At 65.6% G+C, this 22,309-nt stretch carries 18 protein-coding genes (1 of these 18 running past the window's edge); 4 read left to right on the top strand and 14 right to left on the bottom strand.

Annotated elements, in window-relative coordinates; genetic code table 11:
* Positions 1 to 104 precede the first annotated feature (104 nt).
* On the top strand, positions 105 to 1,313 hold the full coding sequence (locus tag RPR59_RS03390) for a toxic anion resistance protein (RefSeq protein ID WP_313916661.1): 1,209 nt from the start codon (positions 105 to 107) through the stop codon (positions 1,311 to 1,313).
* Positions 1,314 to 1,319: 6 nt separating this feature from the next.
* Positions 1,320 to 2,030, top strand: a complete 711-nt coding sequence (locus RPR59_RS03385; RefSeq protein WP_313916659.1) for an HAD family hydrolase — start codon at positions 1,320 to 1,322, stop codon at positions 2,028 to 2,030.
* A gap of 22 nt (positions 2,031 to 2,052) precedes the next feature.
* Here the strand turns inward: RPR59_RS03385 and RPR59_RS03380 are convergent, their stop codons facing one another.
* From RPR59_RS03380 to RPR59_RS03320, 13 genes are all read right to left on the bottom strand, one after another.
* Complete coding sequence (locus tag RPR59_RS03380) at positions 2,053 to 2,622, bottom strand: superoxide dismutase family protein (protein ID WP_313916658.1); 570 nt, start codon at positions 2,620 to 2,622, stop codon at positions 2,053 to 2,055.
* 407 nt (positions 2,623 to 3,029) lie between these two features.
* A complete protein-coding gene (locus tag RPR59_RS03375) occupies positions 3,030 to 3,641 on the bottom strand; it encodes a hypothetical protein (protein WP_313916656.1) in 612 nt (203 codons plus the stop codon).
* A 74-nt stretch (positions 3,642 to 3,715) separates the two neighbouring features.
* A complete protein-coding gene (locus RPR59_RS03370) occupies positions 3,716 to 4,141 on the bottom strand; it encodes a DUF2147 domain-containing protein (RefSeq protein WP_313916654.1) in 426 nt (141 codons plus the stop codon).
* Positions 4,138 to 6,810: an aconitate hydratase AcnA gene (gene acnA / locus RPR59_RS03365; protein ID WP_313916652.1), complete on the bottom strand. Its 2,673-nt coding sequence runs from the start codon at positions 6,808 to 6,810 to the stop codon at positions 4,138 to 4,140. Before acnA ends, RPR59_RS03370 begins: the two co-directional genes overlap by 4 nt.
* A gap of 275 nt (positions 6,811 to 7,085) precedes the next feature.
* Positions 7,086 to 7,274 carry a hypothetical protein gene (locus RPR59_RS03360; protein ID WP_313916650.1) on the bottom strand — a complete coding sequence of 63 codons (189 nt, stop codon included), beginning with the start codon at positions 7,272 to 7,274 and terminating at the stop codon, positions 7,086 to 7,088.
* 308 nt (positions 7,275 to 7,582) lie between these two features.
* The gene (locus RPR59_RS03355; protein WP_313916649.1) at positions 7,583 to 8,335 is read right to left on the bottom strand and encodes a FadR/GntR family transcriptional regulator; all 753 of its coding nucleotides are present in this window, start codon (positions 8,333 to 8,335) and stop codon (positions 7,583 to 7,585) included.
* Positions 8,336 to 8,480: 145 nt separating this feature from the next.
* The gene (locus RPR59_RS03350) at positions 8,481 to 9,488 is read right to left on the bottom strand and encodes a sugar kinase (RefSeq protein ID WP_313916647.1); all 1,008 of its coding nucleotides are present in this window, start codon (positions 9,486 to 9,488) and stop codon (positions 8,481 to 8,483) included.
* A gap of 2 nt (positions 9,489 to 9,490) precedes the next feature.
* Positions 9,491 to 9,676 carry a hypothetical protein gene (locus RPR59_RS03345; protein ID WP_313916645.1) on the bottom strand — a complete coding sequence of 62 codons (186 nt, stop codon included), beginning with the start codon at positions 9,674 to 9,676 and terminating at the stop codon, positions 9,491 to 9,493.
* A 478-nt stretch (positions 9,677 to 10,154) separates the two neighbouring features.
* Positions 10,155 to 11,213 carry a LacI family DNA-binding transcriptional regulator gene (locus RPR59_RS03340; RefSeq protein WP_313916642.1) on the bottom strand — a complete coding sequence of 353 codons (1,059 nt, stop codon included), beginning with the start codon at positions 11,211 to 11,213 and terminating at the stop codon, positions 10,155 to 10,157.
* Positions 11,214 to 11,223: 10 nt separating this feature from the next.
* Entirely contained in the window at positions 11,224 to 12,672 is a 1,449-nt protein-coding gene (locus tag RPR59_RS03335) for a tryptophan halogenase family protein (protein ID WP_313918304.1), read from the bottom strand.
* Between the two features lie 47 nt (positions 12,673 to 12,719).
* Positions 12,720 to 13,751 carry a cupin-like domain-containing protein gene (locus RPR59_RS03330; protein ID WP_313916640.1) on the bottom strand — a complete coding sequence of 344 codons (1,032 nt, stop codon included), beginning with the start codon at positions 13,749 to 13,751 and terminating at the stop codon, positions 12,720 to 12,722.
* The gene (locus tag RPR59_RS03325) at positions 13,744 to 14,460 is read right to left on the bottom strand and encodes a SapC family protein (RefSeq protein ID WP_313916638.1); all 717 of its coding nucleotides are present in this window, start codon (positions 14,458 to 14,460) and stop codon (positions 13,744 to 13,746) included. The genes RPR59_RS03330 and RPR59_RS03325 overlap by 8 nt, the downstream gene beginning before the upstream one ends.
* 139 nt (positions 14,461 to 14,599) lie before the next feature.
* A complete protein-coding gene (locus tag RPR59_RS03320) occupies positions 14,600 to 17,650 on the bottom strand; it encodes a TonB-dependent receptor (RefSeq protein WP_313916636.1) in 3,051 nt (1,016 codons plus the stop codon).
* Positions 17,651 to 17,879: 229 nt separating this feature from the next.
* Here RPR59_RS03320 and RPR59_RS03315 point away from each other — a divergent pair, with 229 nt between their 5' ends.
* Positions 17,880 to 20,129, top strand: coding sequence for a beta-glucosidase (locus tag RPR59_RS03315; protein WP_313916634.1), 2,250 nt, complete (start codon positions 17,880 to 17,882; stop codon positions 20,127 to 20,129).
* Positions 20,130 to 20,265: 136 nt separating this feature from the next.
* Positions 20,266 to 21,429 (top strand): MFS transporter, encoded by a 1,164-nt coding sequence (locus RPR59_RS03310; protein WP_313916632.1) that lies wholly within the window; start codon positions 20,266 to 20,268, stop codon positions 21,427 to 21,429.
* Positions 21,430 to 21,436: 7 nt separating this feature from the next.
* Here the strand turns inward: RPR59_RS03310 and RPR59_RS03305 are convergent, their stop codons facing one another.
* Positions 21,437 to 22,309 carry the 3' portion of an adenylyl cyclase gene (locus RPR59_RS03305; RefSeq protein WP_313916630.1) on the bottom strand. It continues 906 nt past the right edge of the window, so the window shows 873 of its 1,779 coding nt (coding positions 907–1,779); its start codon lies beyond the right edge, outside the window; the stop codon is at positions 21,437 to 21,439.

Below are 22,309 nucleotides of genomic sequence, written 5' to 3'. Positions count from 1 at the left end.
GCAATCATTGAAATCACCGGCTGTATTATTTAGATAGAACAGTTGAAGCCTTCGCGAAATCGGATCATCTAGTTTCGCGACGATTTTTGCGTGGAAGGGATTGCATGGCGACCGATACTGCCACCGCCGAAAAGGATCTGGTGCTGGAAGCGCCCGAACCCGTTCCCGAGGTTTCCCCGGACAAGGCCGCCGGCCTCGTCCCCGTCGACGAAAAGACGCGGTCCAAGCTCGACGAGCGGGTCGACGGCTTCATCGCCGACCTGATCGCGCAGGACGTCAATTCGCCCGAATTCGGCAAGCGCGTCGACCAGATCACCAGCATGGGGCAGAAGGAAATCCGCGACGCCGCGGGTCAGTCGCACCGTTTCCTGGATCGCCCGGTGCGCGCCATGGACCAGGAATCGGGCGTCGGCGCCGACCTGGCCGAACTGCGCCGCACGATCGAGGATCTCGACCCCGGCCGGAAGGGCAATCTGACCGCGCCGAAGAAACTGTTCGGGATCATTCCGTTCGGCAACAAGCTGCGCAACTATTTCGACAGCTATAAATCGTCGCAGACGCATATCGCCTCGATCCTGAAGGCGCTCGCCTCCGGCAAGGACGAGCTGTTGATGGACAATGCCGCGATCGACGTGGAGCGGCAGAATCTGTGGGCCTCGATGGGGCGGCTGGAACAGATGATCCATATCGCCGCCGAAATGGACCGCAAGATCGAGGAAAAGGCGAACGACCTCGACGCCACCGATCCGGCCAAGGCCAAGGCGCTGCGCGAGACGGCGCTGTTCTATACCCGGCAGCGGCATCAGGACCTGCTGACGCAGATGGCGGTGACGGTGCAGGGCTATCTCGCGCTCGATCTGGTCAAGAAGAACAATGTCGAACTGGTGAAGGGCGTCGACCGCGCCTCGACCACCACGGTCGCGGCGCTGCGCACCGCCGTCACGGTCGCGCAGGCGCTGACCAATCAGAAACTGGTGCTGGAGCAGATCACCGCGCTCAACACGACGACCGCCGGCATCATCGATTCGACCGGCAAGCTGCTGAAGAGCCAGACCGCGCAGATCCACGAACAGGCGGCGGCGTCCACCATCCCGATGGAAACGCTGCAGCGCGCCTTCCAGAACATCTACGACACGATGGACGCGATCGACACCTTCAAGCTGAAGGCGCTCGATTCGATGAAGAGCACCGTCACGACGCTCGACAAGGAGGTCGAGAAGTCGAAGGGCTATATCGCCCGGGCGGAAGGCGCGGCGCAGAATACCGAGAGCGGCGCAAAGGCCGACAATCCCTTCCGGCTGGAGGAGATGTAAGCCGCCATGCCGACCGATGTCGACCGCCAGATCGCCCGGTCCAGCGAGTATCTCGACCGCACGCGGGAACGCTATGCCTCGCTGAAAGCGCGATCGAAGCGGCGGCGCGAGGCGGAAATCCTGAGGCGGCTGGGCCGCATCGCGGTGGCCGACATCGCCATCGTCATCGGCGCGCTGGTCGTCGGCTGGATGGTGCCGCTGGGCATGGGCGGGGCGCTCCTGGTCATGGCGCTGCTGATCGCGGCCACCCTGGCGCTCGCCATCTTTCCGCTGGCGCCCGAGGTGACGGTCGAAACGCTGACGCAGACGCCGCTCAAGGCGCTGCCGGTGCAGACCGAGCAGTGGCTGGAAAAGCGTCGCCCCGCCTTGCCCGCGCCGGCGCGGACGCTGGTCGATTCGATCGGGGTCAGGCTGGAGACGCTGGCACCGCAACTCGCCACGCTGGACGAACGCGAACCCGCGGCCGCAGAGGTTCGCAAGTTGGTGGGCGAGCAACTGCCCGAACTGATCAAGGGCTATGAACGCGTGCCGGAGCCGCTACGCCGCAGGGAACGCAATGGCCGGACGCCCGATCAGCAGTTGACCGACGGCCTGAAGCTGATCGAGGAAGAGATCGGCGAGATGACCGAGCAGCTCGCCGAGGGGGACCTCAACCTGCTCGCCACGCGCGACCGCTACCTGCAGATCCGCTACCGCGAAGACGACGCCCTGGGTTGAGCCGCCGCCCGACCGCTGGCCCTCACATCCCTTCCGGCATGAAGACGCCGCAGGCGATGCGCGAACCGCTGTTGCCGGAAGGATCGGTGCGCATGTCGTCGGGGCCGGAATGGATCACCATGGCGGCGCCGTCCGCGTCCATCAGGCCGTTATAGGTGCCGGCCGGCAGGTTGACCGCCAGCGAGCCTTCGCCGTTCGTCCCGATCAGCAGATTGGGCATGTCGCCGGCATGCGGGCCGGCCGGGTTCTGGACGCCGTGCTGACTGCCCGTCGGATTCCAATGGCCGCCGGCCGAGGTGAAATCGGGCGCGTCGCAGCGTCCCACGGCATGGATATGAGCACCGTGCGCGCCCGGCGGCAGATCATGCGCGTTGACGGCCACGCGTACCCCGCCGCCCGAAAGCGCCGTCGCCGTTGCGGTGCCGACATCCGCGCCGTCCGCCGTCATCAGCCGTGCCGTGGCGGCCGTTCCCGCAGCGACGCCGGGCTGCGTTGCCATGGGGCCGTTCGTGGTCGTGCTGCAGCCTGCCGCCGCCAGCGAAAGCCCGGTCGCGGCGGCAAGACCGAATCCTACGGTATGCAAGCGGATCATCAATCCATCTCCCTGTTGCCTGCGCCGTCAATGATCGCGCGAGGCAACCGGTTCCCTTTTCGCGGCGGATTGTACCCCGCAGGGATCTCGCCCGTCCGCGGCCGGCCGCCATTTGCGCGCGCTGGCGGATTCCACCAGCCGGCCCGATCGGGCGCCGGTCCGGGGATATGGAGGCGAATGCTGTCAGATTTGCACATGATCGGCCTGAGCTTTCGGAGGTTCGGAAACCCTGTCCCGCCACGCTCAGACTGGGCTCCCGCCTTCGCGGGAGCACAATGGAAGTGCGCGGAGCACAAGAGAGGTGCGCGGGAGCGCAAGGAAGGTGGAAAGGCGCGTGGAGTTGGTACGAGGCTCTACAGGCACCGGCCCGAGAGTCCGGCACGGCATTCACCGCTGGGAACGTACCTCTACGGCAATATTTCCCGCCACTCGGCGCTGTGATCGCCTTCGTGATTGTCCATGCCGGGCTTGGTCAGATAGCCGCGATCATTGGGGACGTGGCTGAAGATCATCCGCGCCGGCGCTTCGTGCCAGGACAGGTTGCAGGCCCAGCGGACGGGGAAGAATTCCATCGTCGAATAGGGCAGGTGATCGTGCACCCACCAGGCGAGCCGCTTCCAGTCGCCCGGCCGGTCGAAGCGGTTGGCGAAGCTCGGCACCACGATGCAGGCGGTGGCGCCCATATGCCCCCTGGCGTCGCGCTGATCCCAGATATGATGCGCGGCGTTGCGCTCGTTCGACGCGCAATTGTGCCCCTTTGCATGGCCCGTCGCGTTGACCTCTGCCGAGCGATAGGCCGAGCGGATCGCGATCCGGCCGAAGGCATCCTGCAACGGCTCCAGCAGGTCCTGGCACAGCCGGGTGCCGGCGGCGATCGCGAGGTCGGGATCGTCGGGCAGGTTCGAGATCCTGTAGATCTCGGCGATGTCGGAATAGAGAAAATCGCGCATGAAAAAGGTACGCGAAAGCTGAACGCGGCCGAATTCGGTCAATTGTGCGACGGTAAGCGGCTTCTTCACGCGATCATCCCGGCAAGTCCATAGTCCCGATATTCCGGCGGGGGTCGATTATCGCCGCGTCCGGCAGCTTTGACCTAGGGTGCGCGGCGCCAGATCTGCGTCTTGCAGAACGGGCCGACACAGCCTTTCACTTCCAGCTTCGCGCCCTTGCGCTGCATCAGCGAGCGGTAGGTATGGCCCGATTTGGGGTCGTAGATCTCGCCGCGCCACACCCCGTCGTCGCGGTCAGGGGTGAACTGCAACAGCACGTTGATGCCCTCGACCGGCCGATCACGCTTGCTCGCGTCCGAATTGTTGACGTCGTATTCGGGGAAATCCTTGTCCAGCACACGTTCGACGCGCCCGCACAGCGCATTGCCGCACGGTTCGATGGCGACGATCGCCTTGTCATGCCGGATGAACCAGCGCCCCATCAACGAGCGCGGATTGTCCACCGGTGCCGACGCGGCGAGCGCCGGCCCGGCGACAAAAAGCATCAACAGGCCGAGGGCCGGTCTCAAGCGGCGAGTTTCCTCAACACATAATGCAGGATGCCGCCGTTGAGATAATAGTCAAGCTCGTTCGCCGTATCGATGCGGCACTTCGTCATGAACGTCTCGCTGGAGCCGTCGGCGCGGGTCAGCGTCACCTCGACCTCCTGACGCGGGCGAATATCGGTGATGCCGCGAATGGTGAAGCTTTCCGATCCGTCGAGCTTCAGCGTGTTGCGGGTCACGCCCTCGGCGAACTGCAGCGGCAGCACGCCCATACCGACCAGGTTCGACCGGTGGATGCGCTCGAAGCTCTCGGCGATGACGGCGCGCACGCCGAGCAGGATCGTGCCCTTGGCCGCCCAGTCGCGCGACGAACCGGTGCCGTATTCCTTGCCGGCGACGACAACCAGCGGCGTGCCGTCGGCCTTGTAGCGCATCGCCGCGTCGTAGATCGGCATGACCTCGCCTTCATATTTGGTCACGCCGCCCTCGATACCGGGCACCATCTCGTTCCTGATGCGGATATTGGCGAAGGTGCCGCGCATCATCACCTCGTGATTGCCGCGCCGCGAGCCGTAGGAATTGAACTCCTGACGGCTGACCTGATGTTCCTGCAGGTAGATGCCGGCCGGGCTGTCCGCCTTGATGGCGCCGGCGGGCGAGATGTGGTCGGTCGTGACCGAATCGCCCAGGAGCGCCAGCGGCTTCGCCTCGATGACGTCCGACACGGGCGCCGGGGTCATCGTCATCCCTTCAAAATAAGGCGGATTCTGAACATATGTGGAGCTGGGGTTCCACTGATAGGTGTTCGAGCCCTCTACATCGATGCGGCGCCAGTGTTCGTCGCCCTTATAGACATCGCCGTAGCGGTCGCGGAACATTTCGTCGTTGATGTTGGCGGTCACCATGTCGGCGACCTCCTGGTTCGTCGGCCAGATGTCCTTCAGGAAGACGTCGTTTCCGTCCTTGTCCTGGCCGATCGGCGAGCTTTCCATGTCCTCGGTCACCGTACCCTTCAGCGCATAGGCGACGACGAGCGGCGGCGAAGCCAGGAAGTTGGCGCGCACGTCCGGGCTGACACGCCCTTCGAAGTTGCGGTTGCCCGACAGCACCGAGGCGGCGACGATGTCGCCCTCGTTGACCGCCCTGGAAATCGGCTCGGCCAGCGGCCCCGAATTGCCGATGCAGGTGGTGCAGCCATAACCCACCAGGTTGAAGCCGAGCGCGTTGAGGTCGTCGGTCAGCCCCGCCTTGTCGAGATAGTCGGTGACGACCTGGCTGCCCGGCGCGAGCGAGGTCTTCACCCAGGGCTTGGTCTTCAGCCCCAATGCGTTGGCCTTGCGCGCGACCAGGCCGGCGGCGACGAGCACGGCCGGGTTGGAGGTGTTGGTGCAGCTCGTGATCGCCGCGATGACGACGTCGCCGTCGCCGATGTCGTAATCGCGGCCCTCGACATCGACGCGTGCGGGCGCGGACTTCTTGTACACGCTTTCAAGGTCGCCGTTGAACGCGTCGTCGACCTGCGGCAGCGCAATCCGGTCCTGCGGACGCTTCGGCCCCGCGAGGCTGGCATGCACGGTCGTCATGTCAAGTTCGAGCATGTCGGTGAAGACCGGGTCCTGCCCCTCGGGATCGTGCCACATGCCCTGTGCCTTGCAATAGGCCTCGGTCAACGCGATCGTTTCCTCGTCGCGGCCGGTGAGCGCCATATATTCCATCGTCTTTTCGTCGATGGGGAAGAAGCCGCACGTCGCACCATATTCGGGCGCCATGTTGGCGATCGTCGCGCGGTCGGCGAGCGTCAGCGCATGCAGGCCGGGACCGAAGAATTCGACGAAACGGCCGACCACGCCCTTCTTGCGCAGCATCTGCGTGACGGTGAGGACGAGGTCGGTGGCGGTGATGCCCTCGTTAAGCTTCCCGGTCAGCTTGAAGCCCACCACTTCGGGGATCAGCATGGAAACCGGCTGGCCGAGCACGCCCGCTTCCGCCTCGATACCGCCGACGCCCCAGCCGAGCACGCCGAGGCCGTTGATCATCGTGGTATGGCTGTCGGTGCCGACGAGCGTGTCGGGATAGGCGACGGGGTTGCCGTCCGGGTCCTCCGACGACCAGACGCCGCGACCGATATATTCTAGGTTGACCTGATGGCAGATGCCGGTGCCCGGGGGCACGACCTTGAAATTGTCGAGCGCTTTCGATCCCCATTTGAGGAACTCGTAGCGTTCGCCGTTGCGCTCATATTCGCGCTCGACATTCTGCTCGAACGATTTGGGCGTGCCGAATTCGTCGACCATGACCGAGTGGTCGATAACGAGATGGCAGGGAACCTGCGGATTGATCTTCTCGGCATTGCCGCCCAGCGTCTTGATGGCGTCGCGCATCGCCGCGAGGTCGACGACGCAGGGAACACCGGTGAAGTCCTGCATCAGGACGCGGGCGGGGCGATACTGGATCTCGCGGTCGGAGCGGCAGTCCTTCTGCCAGTCGACGATGGCCTGCGCGTCCTCGGGCGTGACGGTCGTGCCGTCGTCGAAGCGCAGCATGTTTTCGAGAAGCACCTTCATCGAAAAGGGCAGGCGGGAGATGTCGCCGAGCTTTTCCGCGGCCCTGGCCAGCGAGTAATAGGCATATTCCGTGCCGCCGACCTTTAGCGTGTCGCGGGTGCCGAGCGTGTCCTTGCCGATGGCGGTCATATCGGGGTGTTCCTTCCCTTGTCTGTTGCCTTGCCAACGCTGGGATCGGCGGGAGGGTCCGTGACCGGCCGCTGGCCCGAAGGAGCCGCGCTGATCAGAGGTCCTCCACGCCGATACGCTGGCGGAAAACTGGCGAATACGAGATTCGAGGCGAGCCTGTAGCAAGGGGGGGCGGTTTGGGAAAGGGTGAGCGGGTCCGCCATTGCAAATGGAGCGGGCGACCGAACTCGAGCCGCACGAACGGAACGTCCTGTTCCGCAAGGCGCGGCCGCCCGTCAGCGCTTGTCGGTCTTCTTCTTCCGCGCGCCCGCAAAGGCCCAGAACATCACGAGCGGCGCCAATGTCCCGAGCACCAGTCCGGCGATCGCGCCCCAGATCGAGCCCTGCTCGCCGAACCAGATCGCACCGAGAATCGCGCCGCCGATGAAGAACAGGACCGGGAAGAGGCAGCCGAGCGCGAGCATCGTCGGCGGTCTAGTCGGTGTGCGCCCGATTGCAACATCCGCCCGGCCGCGGGATGGAGGCGCCCGTGCGCCGCACGACCGTGATGAGGAAGCGCGCGGCATTCCTGAGCGTGGCGAAATTGCATCCCGGACAGGTGACGATCACGCGCACGTCGCAAATGCGGATCGCGGCGGCAACATCCCTGCGACACGCCCGTCGCTTGCCGTCATGCATCCGATCCCCGATTCCGTTCGGGCGCCATCACGACGCCGAAGTTATCAGGCAGGTTGCACAGGCACGGCGGCCAGGCAGGCGTGGTCGCCAAGTCCTATATCGCGGCGAAGCGCCCGGCCCGTTCGCGAAGCTCGGCCGCCTCCGCCCTGACCCGTTCGATCCCGTCCATTTCCGTCGCAGCCAGCAGGTTGTCGATCACCCGGCCGAGATGATCCCGCATCGCCTTGCGCGCGCCATGCGCATCGGCCGCGGCGATGGCATCGACGATCGCGCGGTGATCGTCGATGCGTGGCTTCACCCCCGAGCGCCGCGACCGTTCGAGCATCTTCTCGCACAGTGGCGACCGGTGCCGCACATCCCACAGCGTTTTCATCAACAGCACGATCGCGGCGTTGCGCGTTGCCTGGGCGATGCGCAGGTGGAAATCGCGATCGGCGACCTCATCGTGCAGCTCCCGCTCGTTCTCCGCGATCATCTGGTCGAGTATTTCGCGCAGCTCCGCGACGTCCGCGGGATCGGCCGTCACCGCCGCAAGCGCCGCCGCTTCCCCCTCGACCAGCCGACGCGCCTCGGTAAGTTCGAACGCGCCGATGTCGAGGTCGGACGGCGATACCGTCGCCCCCGGCCGTTCGGTGACATAGACGCCGGAGCCGCGGCGCGCCTCGACCAGCCCCATGATCTCCATGCCGATCATCGCCTCGCGCAGCGTCAGGCGGCTTACGTCGAACCGCTCGACCAGTTCGCGTTCGGGCGGCAACCGTTCGCCGGGCCGGTACTTACCGCTCGTGATCTCTTCCTGCAGCGTATCAATGATCGCGCGATAGAGTTTCGGAGCGGCGGCGGTCATGCTCTTTCTCTCCTGTCTGCTTTTGGAGCCGATCGTACCGGCATCGCGCGCCGCTGTCATTCCCGACGAACAGATCACCGTGCGTATGCGACACCGCCAAATCGAAGGGCCGAAAGCCGCATTCCATCCTGGCCCGCACGCACCGTCAGCGCTTCACGTCGACCCCGCCGGCGACGAACCCGTCCAGATCGGCGCGCCGGAACAGGCTGGCGTCGCCGGGCAGCGAATGCTTCAGGCTGGTGAGCGCCAGCCCGTTCGCCGCCGCCGCCTCGATCGACCGTCCGTTCCGCAAGGCGTCCAGCACCCCGGCTGCAAAGGCGTCCCCGCCGCCGATGCGATCGACGATGCCCGTCAGCGCGATCTCTTGCGTCTGCGCGTGACCGTCGCGGGCGTCAATGCGTGCCGACAGCCGGTGATGGCCGGAATCGACCACATGCCGCGCGGTCGAGGCGATGATGCGCAGCCTGGGAAAGGCGGCGAACGCCGCATCGGCCGATGCGCGGCGCCGATCCTCGCCCTCCCCACCGAAATCGCGGTCGAGCAGCAGCGCGATGTCGCGGTGGTTGCCGAACAGGATGTGCGCGGCCCCCACCAGCCTGGAAAGGACGGCGCGCGGATTGCTGTCCCAGCGTTTCCACAGCCGCGCGCGGTAATTGCCGTCGAACGAAATGGTGATGTCGCGCGCGCCGGCCGCCTCGACCGCCGCCAGTGCGGCCTCCGCCGGTACCGGCCCCAGCGCCGGGGTGATGCCCGACAAATGCAGGTGATCCACGCCGTCGAGCAGCGCGTCCCAGTCCCACGCGCGCACCGGCGCCTCGGCAAAGGCGGAATGCGCGCGGTCGTAGATGACATCGGTCGGCCGCAATCCGGCGCCGGGCGTGACGTAGTATAATCCCATCCGCCCCGGCCGCCGAAGGACATGCCGACAGTCGACGCCGAGCCCGCGCAGAGTCCGCTCGGCCGCGTCGCCGAGCGCGTTTTCGGGCAGCGCCGTCGCCAGCGCCACGTCATGGTCCAGCAGCGCCAGCGCGGTCGCGACGTTCGCCTCCGCACCCGCGGTCCAGACATCGAGTGCGGGAGTCTGGAGGAGGAGCTGACGATCGGGCGGCGACAGACGCAGCATCACTTCGCCGAAGGCCAGCATCCGTCCCATCATCATCTCCCTGTTTCGCGACCCGACGTCCCGCCGGCATCATCCTGGCGGCGGTGTACACGCCGACGGCAACGGCGCAAATACCGCGCGCGGGCCAGAATGCGCTTGTTCACCGCGTTGACCAGCGTCAGCTTGGCATTGAGCGTCGGCACCCGTCCGGTGTTGGTGAGCGCCACGGCGATCGCCATCGCGCCGCAACGGCGGGGTCGGCGCCTTTTCGCTGATGCCCGGCTTTACCTATGCCGTGACCGGCCCCGACGGAAAGACGAGCGTGCACAAAGCGGCATCGTTGACGTACTGATATGGCGGCACGGCAACGCCGCGGCCGAACGTGCTGCGTTGCGCACGGGGCCGATGGCGTCCACGAGAATTGCCGCATCCTGTCGGAATATCGGCTGATCGAAACGGCCGACGGAAACGGAGGCCGTCCTTGAGGCGAATGCTATCGGCTTTGCACACGATCAGCCCGAACTTTCGGAAAGGTTCGGAATCTTGTGTGTTCGCGAAGGGCACCCATCAAAGGAGTATTTTGACGAGACCCGGTGGCGGGGACACAGGCTGGGCTCCCGCCTTCACGGGAGCACAAGGCCCGGCACGCGTTCAAAGTCGACCGAACCCACCTCTGGATTTCCGGATCAGCTCGCTTTCCGTGATTGTTCGGCTGCGTCAGCGACGGCGCTTCGGCGCGGCCGTCGATTCGCGCACGACCAGGCCTGCCGGCACCACTTGCGGCGATGCCGGGGGCTTCTCGCCCGCCCGCGCCGCGATGATGAGTTCGACGGCGCGTGCGGTGACATTCGCGATCGGTTGCTCGATCGCGGTGAGCGGCGGATAGCCGAAGCGGACGACCGGCGTGTCGTCGAAACTGATGACCGACAGATCGTCCGGCACGTCGAGACCGCGCGACCGCACGACGTTCAGCAGGCCGAGCGCGGTCTGGTCGTTGCTGGCGATGATGGCCGTCGCCGGCGCGTCGCCGTCCAGCAGCCGCACCGCCGCCCGTTCGCCCGATGCGAGGCTGAAATCGCTTTCGGCCAGCAACCCCTCGAGATCGAGACCTGCCGCCGCCATCGCCGTCCGCCACCCGTCGACGCGCCACGCGCTCAGTTCGTATTCGGGCGAGCCGGCAATGAAGCCGACGCGGGTGTGGCCGAGCGCCAGAAGGTGTTCCGTCGCCAGCCGCGCCGCACGTTCGTCGTCCATCGTCAGGCGCAGGCCCGGTCCGCCCGTCAGCGATCCGATGCGCGCGATCGTGATGTTGTGCTCGTCGAGCAGGTCGACGATCTGCCGGTTCTGCGAATGCGGCGGCGTCAGGATCACGCCGTCCGGCTGCAGCGCGGCGATCGCGGCCAGCAGCTCGCGTTCGATATGGTCGCTATGCGTGTCGATCAGTTCGACGATCAGGCGGTAACCGTGTTCGGCGCAGGTCAGCATCCCGCCGAACATCATCTGGTCGACCCAGTCGGTGCCCTCGCGCTTTTCCCAGTCGGCGATGGTGCGCTCGCGATCGTTGAGCGCCATGATGAGATAGGAGCGCGACCCGCTCATCCGCTGCGCCGCGATCGAGGGGACGTAGCCCAGCTTCTCGATCGAGGCCTGCACCCGTTCGCGCATGGCCGGGCGGACATTGGGTTCCTTGTTGATGACGCGGCTGACGGTCTGCAGCGAAACGCCGGCATCGGCGGCGACATGCTTGATCGTGACTGCCTGTTTCCGTCGCGCCATGCCCCGCCGCTCAGGCCGCCTCTGCTTTGCTGGCGCCGCAATAGCGCGCCACATAATCGGCATGGGCGGGGAGTGTTTCGACGGTGCGGGCGACACCGTGGCGAAGTCCGGTCAGCAGGCGGTCCAGCTCTTCGTCGCCGAGCTTGGCGGCGATGGGATGGTGGCTTTCGGGCATGATGCCCTGCCCCATCATCACCTGCACCCAGCTATTTTCCGCGAACAGTTCCTCGTTCCGGCGAAAGACGCGGCCGGTTTCGCGGAACAGTTCGATCTTCTGCGCCAGCGTGTCGGGGATCTCCATGTCCGCGCAGTGCCGCCAGAAGGCGCTGTCGCGGCGCTGCGTCACCTTGTAGTGCAGGATCAGGAAGTCGCGGATCTGCTCCATGTCGAGCGTCTGCTGATCGTTGAACTCGGCGATGTCGCGCGCACTGATCCGGCCTGCCGGCATCATGCGGACAAGGCGCAGCACCGCGCGCTGGATCAGGTGGATGCTGGTCGATTCCAGCGGCTCCATGAACCCGCCCGACAGGCCGATGGCGATGCAGTTGCGATACCATTGCCGGCGCCGGACGCCGGTGGTGAAGCGCAGGAAGTTGGGCTCGGTCCGGGCCGCGCCCTCGATATTGCCCATCACCCGCGCAAGCGCGTCGTCGCGCGACAGATAGCGGCTGCAATAGACGAGGCCGTTGCCGGTCCGGTGTTGCAGCGGGATGCGCCACTGCCACCCGGCGTCGTGCGCCATCGCGCGCGTATAAGGCGGCGCGGGGCGGACGCTTTCCGTCTGGATCGCGATCGCCGAATCGCACGGCAGCCAGTGCGTCCAGTCATCGAAGCCGGCATGCAGCGCCTGTTCCATCAGCAGCGCGCGGAAACCGGTGCAGTCGAGGAACAGGTCGCCCTCGATCCGCTGGCCGGATTCGAGCTTCAGCGCGACGATGTCGCCGCTTTCGCCGTGGAGGTCCACCTGCGCGATCTTTCCCTCGATCCGCCTGGCGCCGTTCTTTTCCGCAAGCTGGCGCAGGAAACGGCCATAGGCGGTGGAATCGAGCTGATAGGCGTAGTTCATGCGGTTGTCGGGCAGGTGGGCGAACCGGCCCTCCCGCGCGGCGACCAATTCCAGACAATAGTCGTCATAGGGCTGGTCATGGCCTTTTTCCCGGCCGTGGAGCCAGAAATGCTGGAAGCCCGCGGACCAGTGATCCTTGCCTGTCAGGCCGAAGGAATGGAAATAGCTGTCGTCCGCCGCACCGGTGCGCCAGCCGTCGAACCAGATGCCGAGCTTGAACGTGGCGCTGGTCGCCCGCATGAAGTCGGCCTCTTTCACCCCGATCACGCGGTTATAGGTGGCGAGCGGCGGGATGGTCGATTCGCCCACGCCGACGGTGCCGATCGCGTCCGATTCCACCAGCGTCAGATCGACCGTGTCGCCCATGGTATGCGCAATTGCGGCCGCCGCCATCCACCCCGCCGTGCCGCCGCCGGCGATGACGATACGCTGCGCCGGCCTCACTGATTCAACTGCCGGAGCAGGAAACCGCGGATGCGTTCCGCGCTTTCGGGGGTGAGGGGCGCAAGCACGCTGCGCGCGTCCTCGGGGATATGCTCGACATCCTCGGGCCGGTTGCGGAAGACATAATGGTCGAACAGGTCGCGCCAATGCTCCTTTTCCGCCTGGGGCAGGTCGCGGATCGCCATGAGGGCGAGGTTGAGCGCGTTCTGCGGCTGGCCCAGCCAGCGCGGCGTGTCGCGCCACCAGTAATTCACCAGCACGTTGAACGACGACAGCCCCTCGACATGGTGCCACCACATGGACGGGATATGCAGCGCGTCGCCGGGTTCCATTTCCGCCACCAGCGCATGGTCCAGCGCCTCGCGGAATTTCGGGAAACGCTCGAAATCGGGATTGTGGAAATCGACCATGCTGATCGCGCGGCCGGCGGGCGTGTTGTCGATGGGACCGAGATAGAGGTTGCGGAACTGATCCGGCGGGAACAGCGTGAAGCGCCGCCGCCCCACCGCGACGCAGGCGAGATTGTCGGGAAAGTCGTTATGCGCCGCGATCCGTGTCGGCGTGCCGATCCAGATGCCGTCGAGGCTCTTGCGCTCGCCCAGATCGACGCGGTTCTCCTCGGCCAGGCCGGAAAAGAAACGGTGCATGTCGATCGAGGCGAGATAGATGGGGTGGGCGTCCGCCCTGCCTTCCTGTGCATCGATCCGGGCAAAGATTTCGGGCAATGGTGCCTGGAGCGTGCGGAAATTCATCCCCATCGCGGCGTCGTAGAACATCCTGCCGTCGGTGCCGGGGGCTCCGGCGGAGACGGTAAACTTCATGGCGCGCGCGTGGTCGAGCAGATATCGCCGCGCGGCGCGGGGCGACTGCTTGCCGGCGGCAACCAGCGGCCAGTCCGACACCAGGCCACGCACGACGAAGGGTTCGCCGGCCTCGCGCAGTACGGCGTCGAGTTGCGCGACATCGGCGATCTGCCGCTCGCGAACGGCCGGAATGGAGCGAAAGATGCCGGGATCCGCCTCAGCCATCGCTGATCCGCCGGTTCTTGCGCCGGATCAGCGCATCAAGGTTCGAAAGCGAGGCCAGCGCCATGAAGACCGGCATCAGATGCCCCTCGCCATGCAGTTCGGCGAGCGCCGCGGAGTCGAGTTCGCGCAGCCGGTCCTCGTTGATGGCGTGAAACCCGACCAGCCGGTTGACCGAACCGTCGACCAGCGGAATTTCCACCGCCAGCGGCTCGATCAGGTCATGCCGGCGAAGTGCCGCGAAGAACGCGTCCGAGCCCTGATAGCCGCGATCGAGCTGGCCGAGTTGCTCGCTCACCCGCTCCAGATACGAGGTCGGTTTGCCGTCCGCGTCGAACACCGCAAGGTCGCCGTCCGCGCCGATACGCGGGCTGGCCATATCGACATGCACATGGCGTTCGCGCGATTCCGGGGACGGCCGGCCGATCAGGAATGGCTGGATGGTCATCGCGAGCGGCCGATAGCGCGCATCCCAGCACCCGTCATCAAGGAACAGATTCTCGCCATTCTCGAATCCGAACATGGCGAGCGCGGCGAAGCTGTCGCGATCCGGGTTCAGCCGGAACAGGATGGGATATTCGTTCTGCACACGCCGAAACTCGTCCGGCACCGTGACGCAGCACATCACCCCGTCGCCATAGGTCTCGCCATGTCCGCTATGGACGCGCAGGTCGCGATGGGCGTCGGGGGTCAGGATGGTATGCTGGGACATGGTGGAAATACTTGCTCGACCGCTGGATACACTCGCGTGACCGCCGACGGATCGGTGGCCGTCCGAAATAATGGCACAAAGGGCACCCCCTTTCGAGAGCGCCCTTCATGCCAACCGGCCAGCCCCTTTCTCCGGCCGATCAGAAGGCGAAGCGCAAGCCCGCCGAATACCGCGCGGCACCGGGTGACGCGAAGGTGACGGCGTTGTCCGAGCGCCGGTGCCCGCGCCGGCTCTCGCCGGTCAGGTTGATGCCTTCGACGAATACCGAGGTGCCCGGCATGAACTCGAAGCTCGCGCTTGCGTCCACTTGGCCATAGGCCTCGACATAGGTCGGGTTCGGCCCGCTGCCGGACAGGAACTCGTCGCGCCAGTTATAGGCGACGCGCGCCTGGAGCGGCCCCTTGTCGTAGAAGGCGACGGCGTTGGCGCTGTCGCTGAGCCCGGTCAGCGGCGCGAACTGCGACTGGCTGGCGGGCAGCGTGTTGTCATAGGTCGTATCGCCATCGACGATCGTATAGTTCAAGATGACGCCGAAGCCAGTATCCCAGAAGCTGTGCTGAACCGCGAATTCCCAGCCGTGCAGGTTGGCCGTCTCGTCATTGTTGACGGGTGTCGATATCTGGAAGATCAACGGATCGTCCTCGGGCAGGCCGAAGATGTCGCCCGTGGTATTGCCATTGGCGTCCGTCCCCGTGATGTTCACCGAGTCCGGATAATTCGCGAAGATATAGTTGCGGACCGATGTCGAATTGACGTCTTCATTGGCGGCCTGCAGGGCCGCGACAGCAGCGCGGTAGCGCGGACCGTCGCCCGGATTGGTCAGGTCGTAATAATTGTCGTCGACCCGCGTGTTGGAAATGAAGTTTTCGACATTCTTGTGGAACCAGCCGATGGAGATGTAGCTGGACGGCCCGTAATACCACTCCGCCGACAGGTCGATATTCTTCGACTTGTACGGCAACAGCCCCGGGTTGCCGACGCTGCCGGTGCCATTGCCGATCCGGAAGAGCTGATCGAGGGAGCGGCCGCCCTGCAGGTCGGAATAGCTCGCCCGTGCGATGGTGTGGCTGTATGATGCGCGCAGCTTCACGTTGCGGATCGGTTCGACATCGAAATCGATCGCCGGCAACCAGTTCTGATAGCTTCCCTTGAACCGGGTGACTTCCGTCTGATCGGAAAAGATCACGTTGAACTCGTTCGCCGAAATCCATTTCGTCCCGGTCGGCACCGGCACCACGGCCGAGGAATCGACCGTTGTCGTCTCATAGCGGAGACCGGCGCTCAGATGCGCTTCGCCCGCCAGGAAGTCGAAGGCGGTATTCACCTGCAGATAGGGGGCCAGCGTCTTTTCGGTGATGTGGCGGTCCTGCGTGAAGTCCGCGAGGCAGTTCCCGTCGCCGCCGCAAACGCCGTACAGCTCGTCGAGCAGCGGGACCAGCCGGTCGAAATCGAATTTATAATAGCTCTTGATCGCGTCGGGATCGTCTATGCCGCCCAGCCCGTCGAACTTGTCCGGAATCGTGACCTTGGTGAAGATGTCGTCGGGAATGTCGGAAGCCGGGCCCGCGCCGCCCCAGGTGTCGTTCTGGATATAGCCATAGGCCGAGCGCACCTTGTTGTCCGTATAGGTAACGCCGAAGTCCAGGCTATCCAGAAAATCGCCGCCATGATCGTAATGCCCCTTGAGCATGACCTGATCGAGACGGTCGTGGAAATAGGAGTGGCGAAAGGCGTTGCCGGTCGGCGTGATGAGCGAGGGATCGAGCGCATCGATGCCGTCATACATGTCGTAGGAGATGACCGGGGCGTAATGCTCGAAATTGATGCCCTGATCCTCGATTCCGAAGATCGAGGTGCCCACCGACATGGAGTTGCCGTAGACGTTGGTCGGCTTCGACGTCGCGGTCGAGCGGTGCGCGTCGAGCTGCATCGTCACCCCGCCCGGCGCTTCCCAGGTCAGGTTGGCGCCGATGTCCTGGTTCTCGTTGCGGTTGGACGTCTGCGCGCCGCTATACGCCAGATCCTTGCCTTCGTCCGCGCCGAAATGCTCGGAATAGAAGATCGGGTCGGCGACGGGGCCGTCGCCCCAGGCGCTCGATGTGTCGTTATGGTTGAAATAGATGCCGACACTGCTCGTATGCGTCTCCAGCGTGTAGCGCGAATAGGTGTAATCGACGGTCGCCGTCAGCGAATCGATCGGCTTGAACTGCAGCACCGCCTGACCGTTGATGCGCTCACGATCGATATCGTTCAGAATGTAGGACGCGCCCTGCGGCACCGCGTAAACGTCGTTCGGCCCCGGCCGATTCTCGATATTGTCATAGCGCGGATCCCCTTCCTGCGCGAGCGAGCCCCAGTTGTTCTCGGAGCCGAGATAGCCGTCGCGCCATTCGTCGATCTGCGCGAGATCGGTGCTCGCCTTGCGCTTGGAATAGCCGCCGCTGACAAGGATGCCCAGCCGGCCGTCCATGAAGGTATCGCTGATCACGCCCGAGATTTCGGGCGTTACCGGCGTGTCGCCGTTGCGGGTGGTGTCATAAATCCCTTTGGCGGAAATGCTGCCGCGTAGCCCTGGGCGGTCGAGCGGCCGCGGCGTCAGGATGTTGATGGTCGCGCCGATGCCGCCGGTAGGAATCGAGGCGCGGCCGGACTTGTACACCTCGACCGCCTTGACGCCCTCCGACCCGAGATTGGCGAAATCGAAGGACCGCGATGACGGTGCGCCGAGGCCGTTGCCCAGCGTCGACGTCGCCATTTGCCGTCCGTTCAGCAACACCAGATTATATTCCGGGCCGAAGCCGCGAACGGTGACGGTCGAACCCTCGCCGTTCGAGCGATCGATCGACACGCCGGTAATGCGCTGCAGCGATTCGGCGAGATTGGTGTCGGGAAACTTGCCGATGTCCTCGGCCGAGATGGCATCGACGACGCCCTGCGCCTCACGCTTGATATTCATCGATTCGCGCAGGCTGGCGCGGATGCCGGTAACCACGATTTCGGTGCCGACGGCCTGATCGTCGGCGGCATTGTCCTGATTGCGGATTTCGGAATCGCCCTGCATCCCCATCGTCGACGAGGTCGACGAATCTCCGGCGTCCTGCGCGAATGCCGTTACCGGCACGGCGGCGATCGCCAGAGTCGAAGCCGAAATGATCCAACGCGAAACCGAGCGAGCGCTGACGCTGCGCATATCGTCCTCCCCTGTCATGGCGCGGCTGAGCCCGCGTCTCGAAATATTGAGAACGTTCACTTGCGCGGTTTCGTTCGTCCTGTCAAGTAACTCCGGCAGCGGCCCGGATCGGGGTTGGCGCGCCGCCCGGCACCCGTCCGGCCGGCGGGCCCGAAGGCCGCCACGACCGGAACCGGTCATCGGAAACGATACGGAACGGCCTCGGGGCCGAACAGGAGAAGGGCTGAACATGGCGAAGAAACTGCGGTTCGCACTGGTGGCGTCCTGTGCGCTGACGGTGTGTGCACCCGGCGGCGGCGCCGCCCAGACGGCGGCGAACACATCCGCGACGACGCAGGCGCGGAGCCGTGCCGAAGCGATCGTTGCAAAGATGACACGCGACGAGAAAATCGCGCTGGTGCACGGCCTCTTCCCGCCGATGGCAGAGGGCAAGACGGACAATGAGCTGATCCCGTCGGCCGGCCATATCGACGGCATTCCCCGCCTGGGCGTGCCGTTGGTGCGCGAGACGGATGCGTCGCTGGGCGTCGCCAATCAGGTCGAACAGCGCAAGGGCGATGTGGCGACCGCCCTGCCCTCCGGTCTGGCCACCGCCGCCAGTTTCGATCCCGATATCGCCCGTGCCGGCGGCGCGATGATCGGTTCGGAAGCGCGGGCCAAGCGGTTCAACGTGATGCTGGGCGGCGGAGTGAACCTGACGCGCGACCCCTGGAACGGCCGCAATTTCGAATATCTGGGCGAGGACCCGCTGCTCGCCGGCACCATGGCGGGCGCGCACATCGCCGGCATCCAGTCGAACCGCATCGTTTCCACCGTGAAGCATTTCGCGCTGAATTCGCAGGAAACGGGCCGCATGGTGCTCGATGCGCGGATCGGTGAGGACGCGCTTCGCGAAAGCGACCTGCTGGCGTTCCAGATCGCCATCGAGAAAGGCCGGCCCGGTTCCGTCATGTGCGCCTACAACAAGATCAACGGCGACTGGGCGTGCGAGAACGCGCATCTGCTTACCGACGTGCTGCGCGACGACTGGGACTATCGCGGCTGGGTGATGAGCGACTGGGGCGCGGTCCATTCAACAGTGAAGGCCGCCAATGCCGGGCTCGATCAGGAATCGGGGCAGGAACTCGACAAGAGGATCTATTTCGGCCCGCCGCTCGAACAGGCGGTCGAATCGGGCGCGGTGTCCGAAGCAAGGCTGGACCAGATGGTCGTCCGCTATCTGACCGGGCTGATCGAAACCGGCGCCTATGACACGCCGGCGCCGAAGACCGCGCAGAAAATTGATTATGCCGCCCATGCAAAGGTCGCCGAGCGGGCGGCCGAGGCGGGCATCGTCCTTTTGAAGAATATCGGCGATCTGCTGCCCCTCGACGGTGTGCGAAAGATCGCCGTGATCGGCGGCCATGCCGACAAGGGCGTGCTGTCGGGCGGCGGCTCCAGCCAGGTACGCTCTGTCGGCGGCGCGCCGATCGAAATTCCGCTCGCCTCCGGCGCGGCATCGTCGTTCGCGCGCATCACCTATCATGCGTCTTCGCCGCTAAGGGCGCTGCGCCAAGCGATGCCCAATGCCCAGATCACCTGGGTCGACCAGCAGGACGTGGAGGGCGCGAAAAAGGCCGCGCGCGAGGCGGACGTCGCGATCGTATTCGCGGTTCAGTGGGCGACGGAGGCACAGGATGTCGAAAGCCTGTCGCTACCCTATCATCAGGACGCGCTGATTTCCGCGGTCGCCGAGGCGCAGCCGAAGACCGCCGTGGTGCTGGAGACCGGCGGGCCGGTGCTGATGCCGTGGATCGAGAAGGTGCCGGCGGTGGTCGAGGCCTGGTATCCCGGCCAGCGAGGCGGGCAGGCGATCGCCGGCATCCTGACCGGCAGGGTCAATCCTTCGGGCCATCTGCCGATCACCTTCCCGAAATCGCCGTCGCAGGCGCCGCGGCCCGAGCCGGTGGGGCTGGACCGCCTCAACAGCCTGGAGGCGCAGGCGGCGGCCAATCCGGCCGACGCGTCGGATTATCAGTTGCAGAGCTTTCCCGTCGACTATGTCGAGGGCAGCGATGTCGGCTATCGCTGGTACGAGAAGACGGAGGCAACGCCGCTTTTCCCGTTCGGGCACGGCCTGAGCTATACCCGCTTCACCTATGGCGATGCGAAGGCGATGGGCGGCAAGTCGCTGACGGTATCGTTCGACGTGACCAACAGCGGCGGGCGCGCCGGCGCGGACGTGGCGCAGGTCTATGTGAAGCGCGCAGGCAGCGACATGCCGATGCGCCTGGCGGGATTCCGCCGGGTGATGCTGAAGCCCGGTGAGACGAAGCGGGTTACGGTGACGGCGGAACCGCGCGTCCTGGCCGAATATGACCACAACATGCCCGGCTGGCGCATCGCCGGCGGCGACTATCGGGTGGCGATCGCGCACGATGCGGCCGACCGCGACCTGATGGTGGAGGCGACGCTCGACCCGATGACGATGAAGCCGTGACCTGAATTCGGACGCGGCGGAGCGATTCCGGCGGTTGCCGACCGTCGGCCGCGCGGGCAAATCCTGGGCAATGCCGTTCCGAATCGTCCCCAGGCCGACCGGGCGCCGCGCCGTGCCGGTTGTCGAGCGGCAACCGATGCGCTTCGTGCTTCTGTACGGACTTGCCTATACCGGCGGGGTTATCGGCTATCTGCCGTTATTGTCCTTCCTGTTGCCGATGAAGGTGGAAGCGGTGACGGGCGAGTTGCGGCTCGGCATCTTCACCGCCTGCCTGGTCGCCGGCGCCGTGGCGGCCAGCTTGTCCAACATCCTGTTCGGCTGGCTGAGCGACCGGTCGCTGGCGCGCGGCGGCGGCCGGCGGCGCTGGATCGCCGGCGGGCTGATCGCCACCGCCTTTGCCTATGCCGGCTTCGCCGCCGCGGCCGACCCCGTCGCGATCATCGTGTCGGTCGCCTGCTTCCAGACCGCGATCAACATGGCGCTGGCGCCGCTGTTCGCGATTATGGCGGACGAGATTCCCGATGCGCAGAAAGGCGTGGCGGGCGGGCTGCTCGCGCTCGGCTATCCCGTCGCCGCGGGCGTGGCCGCGGCCGTGCTGCGGATCGACGGCCTGTCGGAAGCGATGCGGCTGGCGATCGTGTTCGCGGCGCTGGCCGCGTGCATCGTGCCACTGATGCTGACGCCCGCCCGGCATATTCCCGAGCCGGTCGATACGCCGCTCAGGCGCCAGATGCTGGAGGGCGACCTGGCGATCGCCTGGGGCGCGCGTATTCTGGTGCAGATCGCGGGCGCGGTCCTGTCGCTTTATCTGCTTTATTATTTCGAGAGCCTGTCGCCGGATCCGCAGCCGGGATTGCCCGTCCATGTCAGCCATGTACTGATGCTGGCTTATCTGGTGCCGGTGCCGGTCGCCATCCTGATCGGCAGGATTTCCGACCGAATCGGCCGGCGCAAGCCGTTCCTGCTGGGCCTGTCGGTGCTGACCATGCTCGGCCTGATCGGCATGGCGCTTGCGACAGGGCCGACGGCGGGGGCGCTGACCTTCGGCGCCTATGCCGCCGGCAGCGCCACGTTCCTGGCGTTGCATTCCGCCTTCGCCATGCAGTTGCTGCCAAGCCCGCGCCACCGCGGGCGCGACCTCGGCCTGCTCAACCTGACCAATACCCTTCCCTCGCTGATCGGACCGATCGTCACCTGGTCGCTGGCGACGCCGGACGATTTCGACGCGGCATTGCTCGCGCTCGCCGGGCTGGCGCTGTGCGGCGGGCTGCTGGTCCTTCGGGTGCGCGGCCGGCGCTGAGCGCCGATCATCCGGGCGGATAGCGCACCAAGGTTTGCCGAATGGCGCCCTTCCTTGCCGCTGCGCCGGCGTCGTTGACGATATGGGCGATCGTCCCCTTTCCGCCACCCAGGGAAATCGTGGTGACATCGCGGAACACCACGTCAGGTTTTTCGGGCGCCTCGATCGCGCTTTCCAGGACGATCGACGGATCGGCGGTGAAATTGGCATAGATGCCCATGCCGACCGCCAAATGATGGTCGACATGATCGGCGACCTTATAGGCAGCATAGCCGCGCCTGTTCCCGGCCATGTACCCCGCCTGGCTCGGCGGATCGTAGGGCAGTTCGTTCTGATAGAAATAGGTGCGGCCGCGCTCGCCATTCCACAGCGTCTGGTATTTCTGGAAATGCTCGACGAACAGGCCGTAGATCGTCACGTCGTCGCCGTTGACCACCAGCCCCTGATCGGCGGTATTGTCTTCCCATCCGACATGCACGCGGCCATTGGCGCGGTCGCCGTGATCGGCGCGCCAGATCCACAGGTGATCGCCGATGACGTGATGGCTGTTGATTTCGCAGCAGGTCTCGACCCGGCCGGGCGTCGCGCCGCCGACCCGGAAGAAGAGGTCGGACAGCGACACCGGATTGCCGGCATGATCGCCGCGCGCGCCGCGCGGCCCCACTTCGAGCAGCACCGGCGACACTTCCGGCCCGGCATCGAACAACAGTCCGGCCAGCGCGACGCCGGGCACGTCGGCGATGGTCATTGCCGTCGCGCCGCGTTCCGCCAACAGGGTGGCGAGGCCGAGGCCCAGCACGACGGTATCGGGCCGGGTGACGCGCACGGGTTCGGCCAGCCGGTGGATACCGGGCGTGAACAGCAGGTGCCGCCCCGCCGC

Source organism: Stakelama saccharophila (assembly GCF_032229225.1).
Lineage (GTDB): Bacteria > Pseudomonadota > Alphaproteobacteria > Sphingomonadales > Sphingomonadaceae > Sphingomonas > Sphingomonas saccharophila.
This window is presented reverse-complemented; position numbering and strand designations above follow the sequence as displayed.

Excerpts from the sequence above, each read along its gene's own strand:
- RPR59_RS03390 (WP_313916661.1), top strand. The coding sequence starts at position 105 with ATGGCGACCGATACTGCCACCGCCGAAAAGGATCTGGTGCTGGAAGCG.
- RPR59_RS03385 (WP_313916659.1), top strand. The coding sequence starts at position 1,320 with ATGCCGACCGATGTCGACCGCCAGATCGCCCGGTCCAGCGAGTATCTC.
- RPR59_RS03380 (WP_313916658.1), bottom strand. The coding sequence starts at position 2,622 with ATGATCCGCTTGCATACCGTAGGATTCGGTCTTGCCGCCGCGACCGGG.
- acnA (WP_313916652.1), bottom strand. The coding sequence starts at position 6,810 with ATGACCGCCATCGGCAAGGACACGCTCGGCACCCGCGACACGCTAAAG.
- RPR59_RS03360 (WP_313916650.1), bottom strand. The coding sequence starts at position 7,274 with ATGCTCGCGCTCGGCTGCCTCTTCCCGGTCCTGTTCTTCATCGGCGGC.
- RPR59_RS03355 (WP_313916649.1), bottom strand. The coding sequence starts at position 8,335 with ATGACCGCCGCCGCTCCGAAACTCTATCGCGCGATCATTGATACGCTG.
- RPR59_RS03350 (WP_313916647.1), bottom strand. The coding sequence starts at position 9,488 with ATGGGACGGATGCTGGCCTTCGGCGAAGTGATGCTGCGTCTGTCGCCG.
- RPR59_RS03345 (WP_313916645.1), bottom strand. The coding sequence starts at position 9,676 with ATGGCGATCGCCGTGGCGCTCACCAACACCGGACGGGTGCCGACGCTC.
- RPR59_RS03340 (WP_313916642.1), bottom strand. The coding sequence starts at position 11,213 with ATGGCGCGACGGAAACAGGCAGTCACGATCAAGCATGTCGCCGCCGAT.
- RPR59_RS03335 (WP_313918304.1), bottom strand. The coding sequence starts at position 12,672 with ATGGCGGCGGCCGCAATTGCGCATACCATGGGCGACACGGTCGATCTG.
- RPR59_RS03330 (WP_313916640.1), bottom strand. The coding sequence starts at position 13,751 with ATGGCTGAGGCGGATCCCGGCATCTTTCGCTCCATTCCGGCCGTTCGC.
- RPR59_RS03325 (WP_313916638.1), bottom strand. The coding sequence starts at position 14,460 with ATGTCCCAGCATACCATCCTGACCCCCGACGCCCATCGCGACCTGCGC.
- RPR59_RS03320 (WP_313916636.1), bottom strand. The coding sequence starts at position 17,650 with ATGCGCAGCGTCAGCGCTCGCTCGGTTTCGCGTTGGATCATTTCGGCT.
- RPR59_RS03315 (WP_313916634.1), top strand. The coding sequence starts at position 17,880 with ATGGCGAAGAAACTGCGGTTCGCACTGGTGGCGTCCTGTGCGCTGACG.
- RPR59_RS03310 (WP_313916632.1), top strand. The coding sequence starts at position 20,266 with ATGCGCTTCGTGCTTCTGTACGGACTTGCCTATACCGGCGGGGTTATC.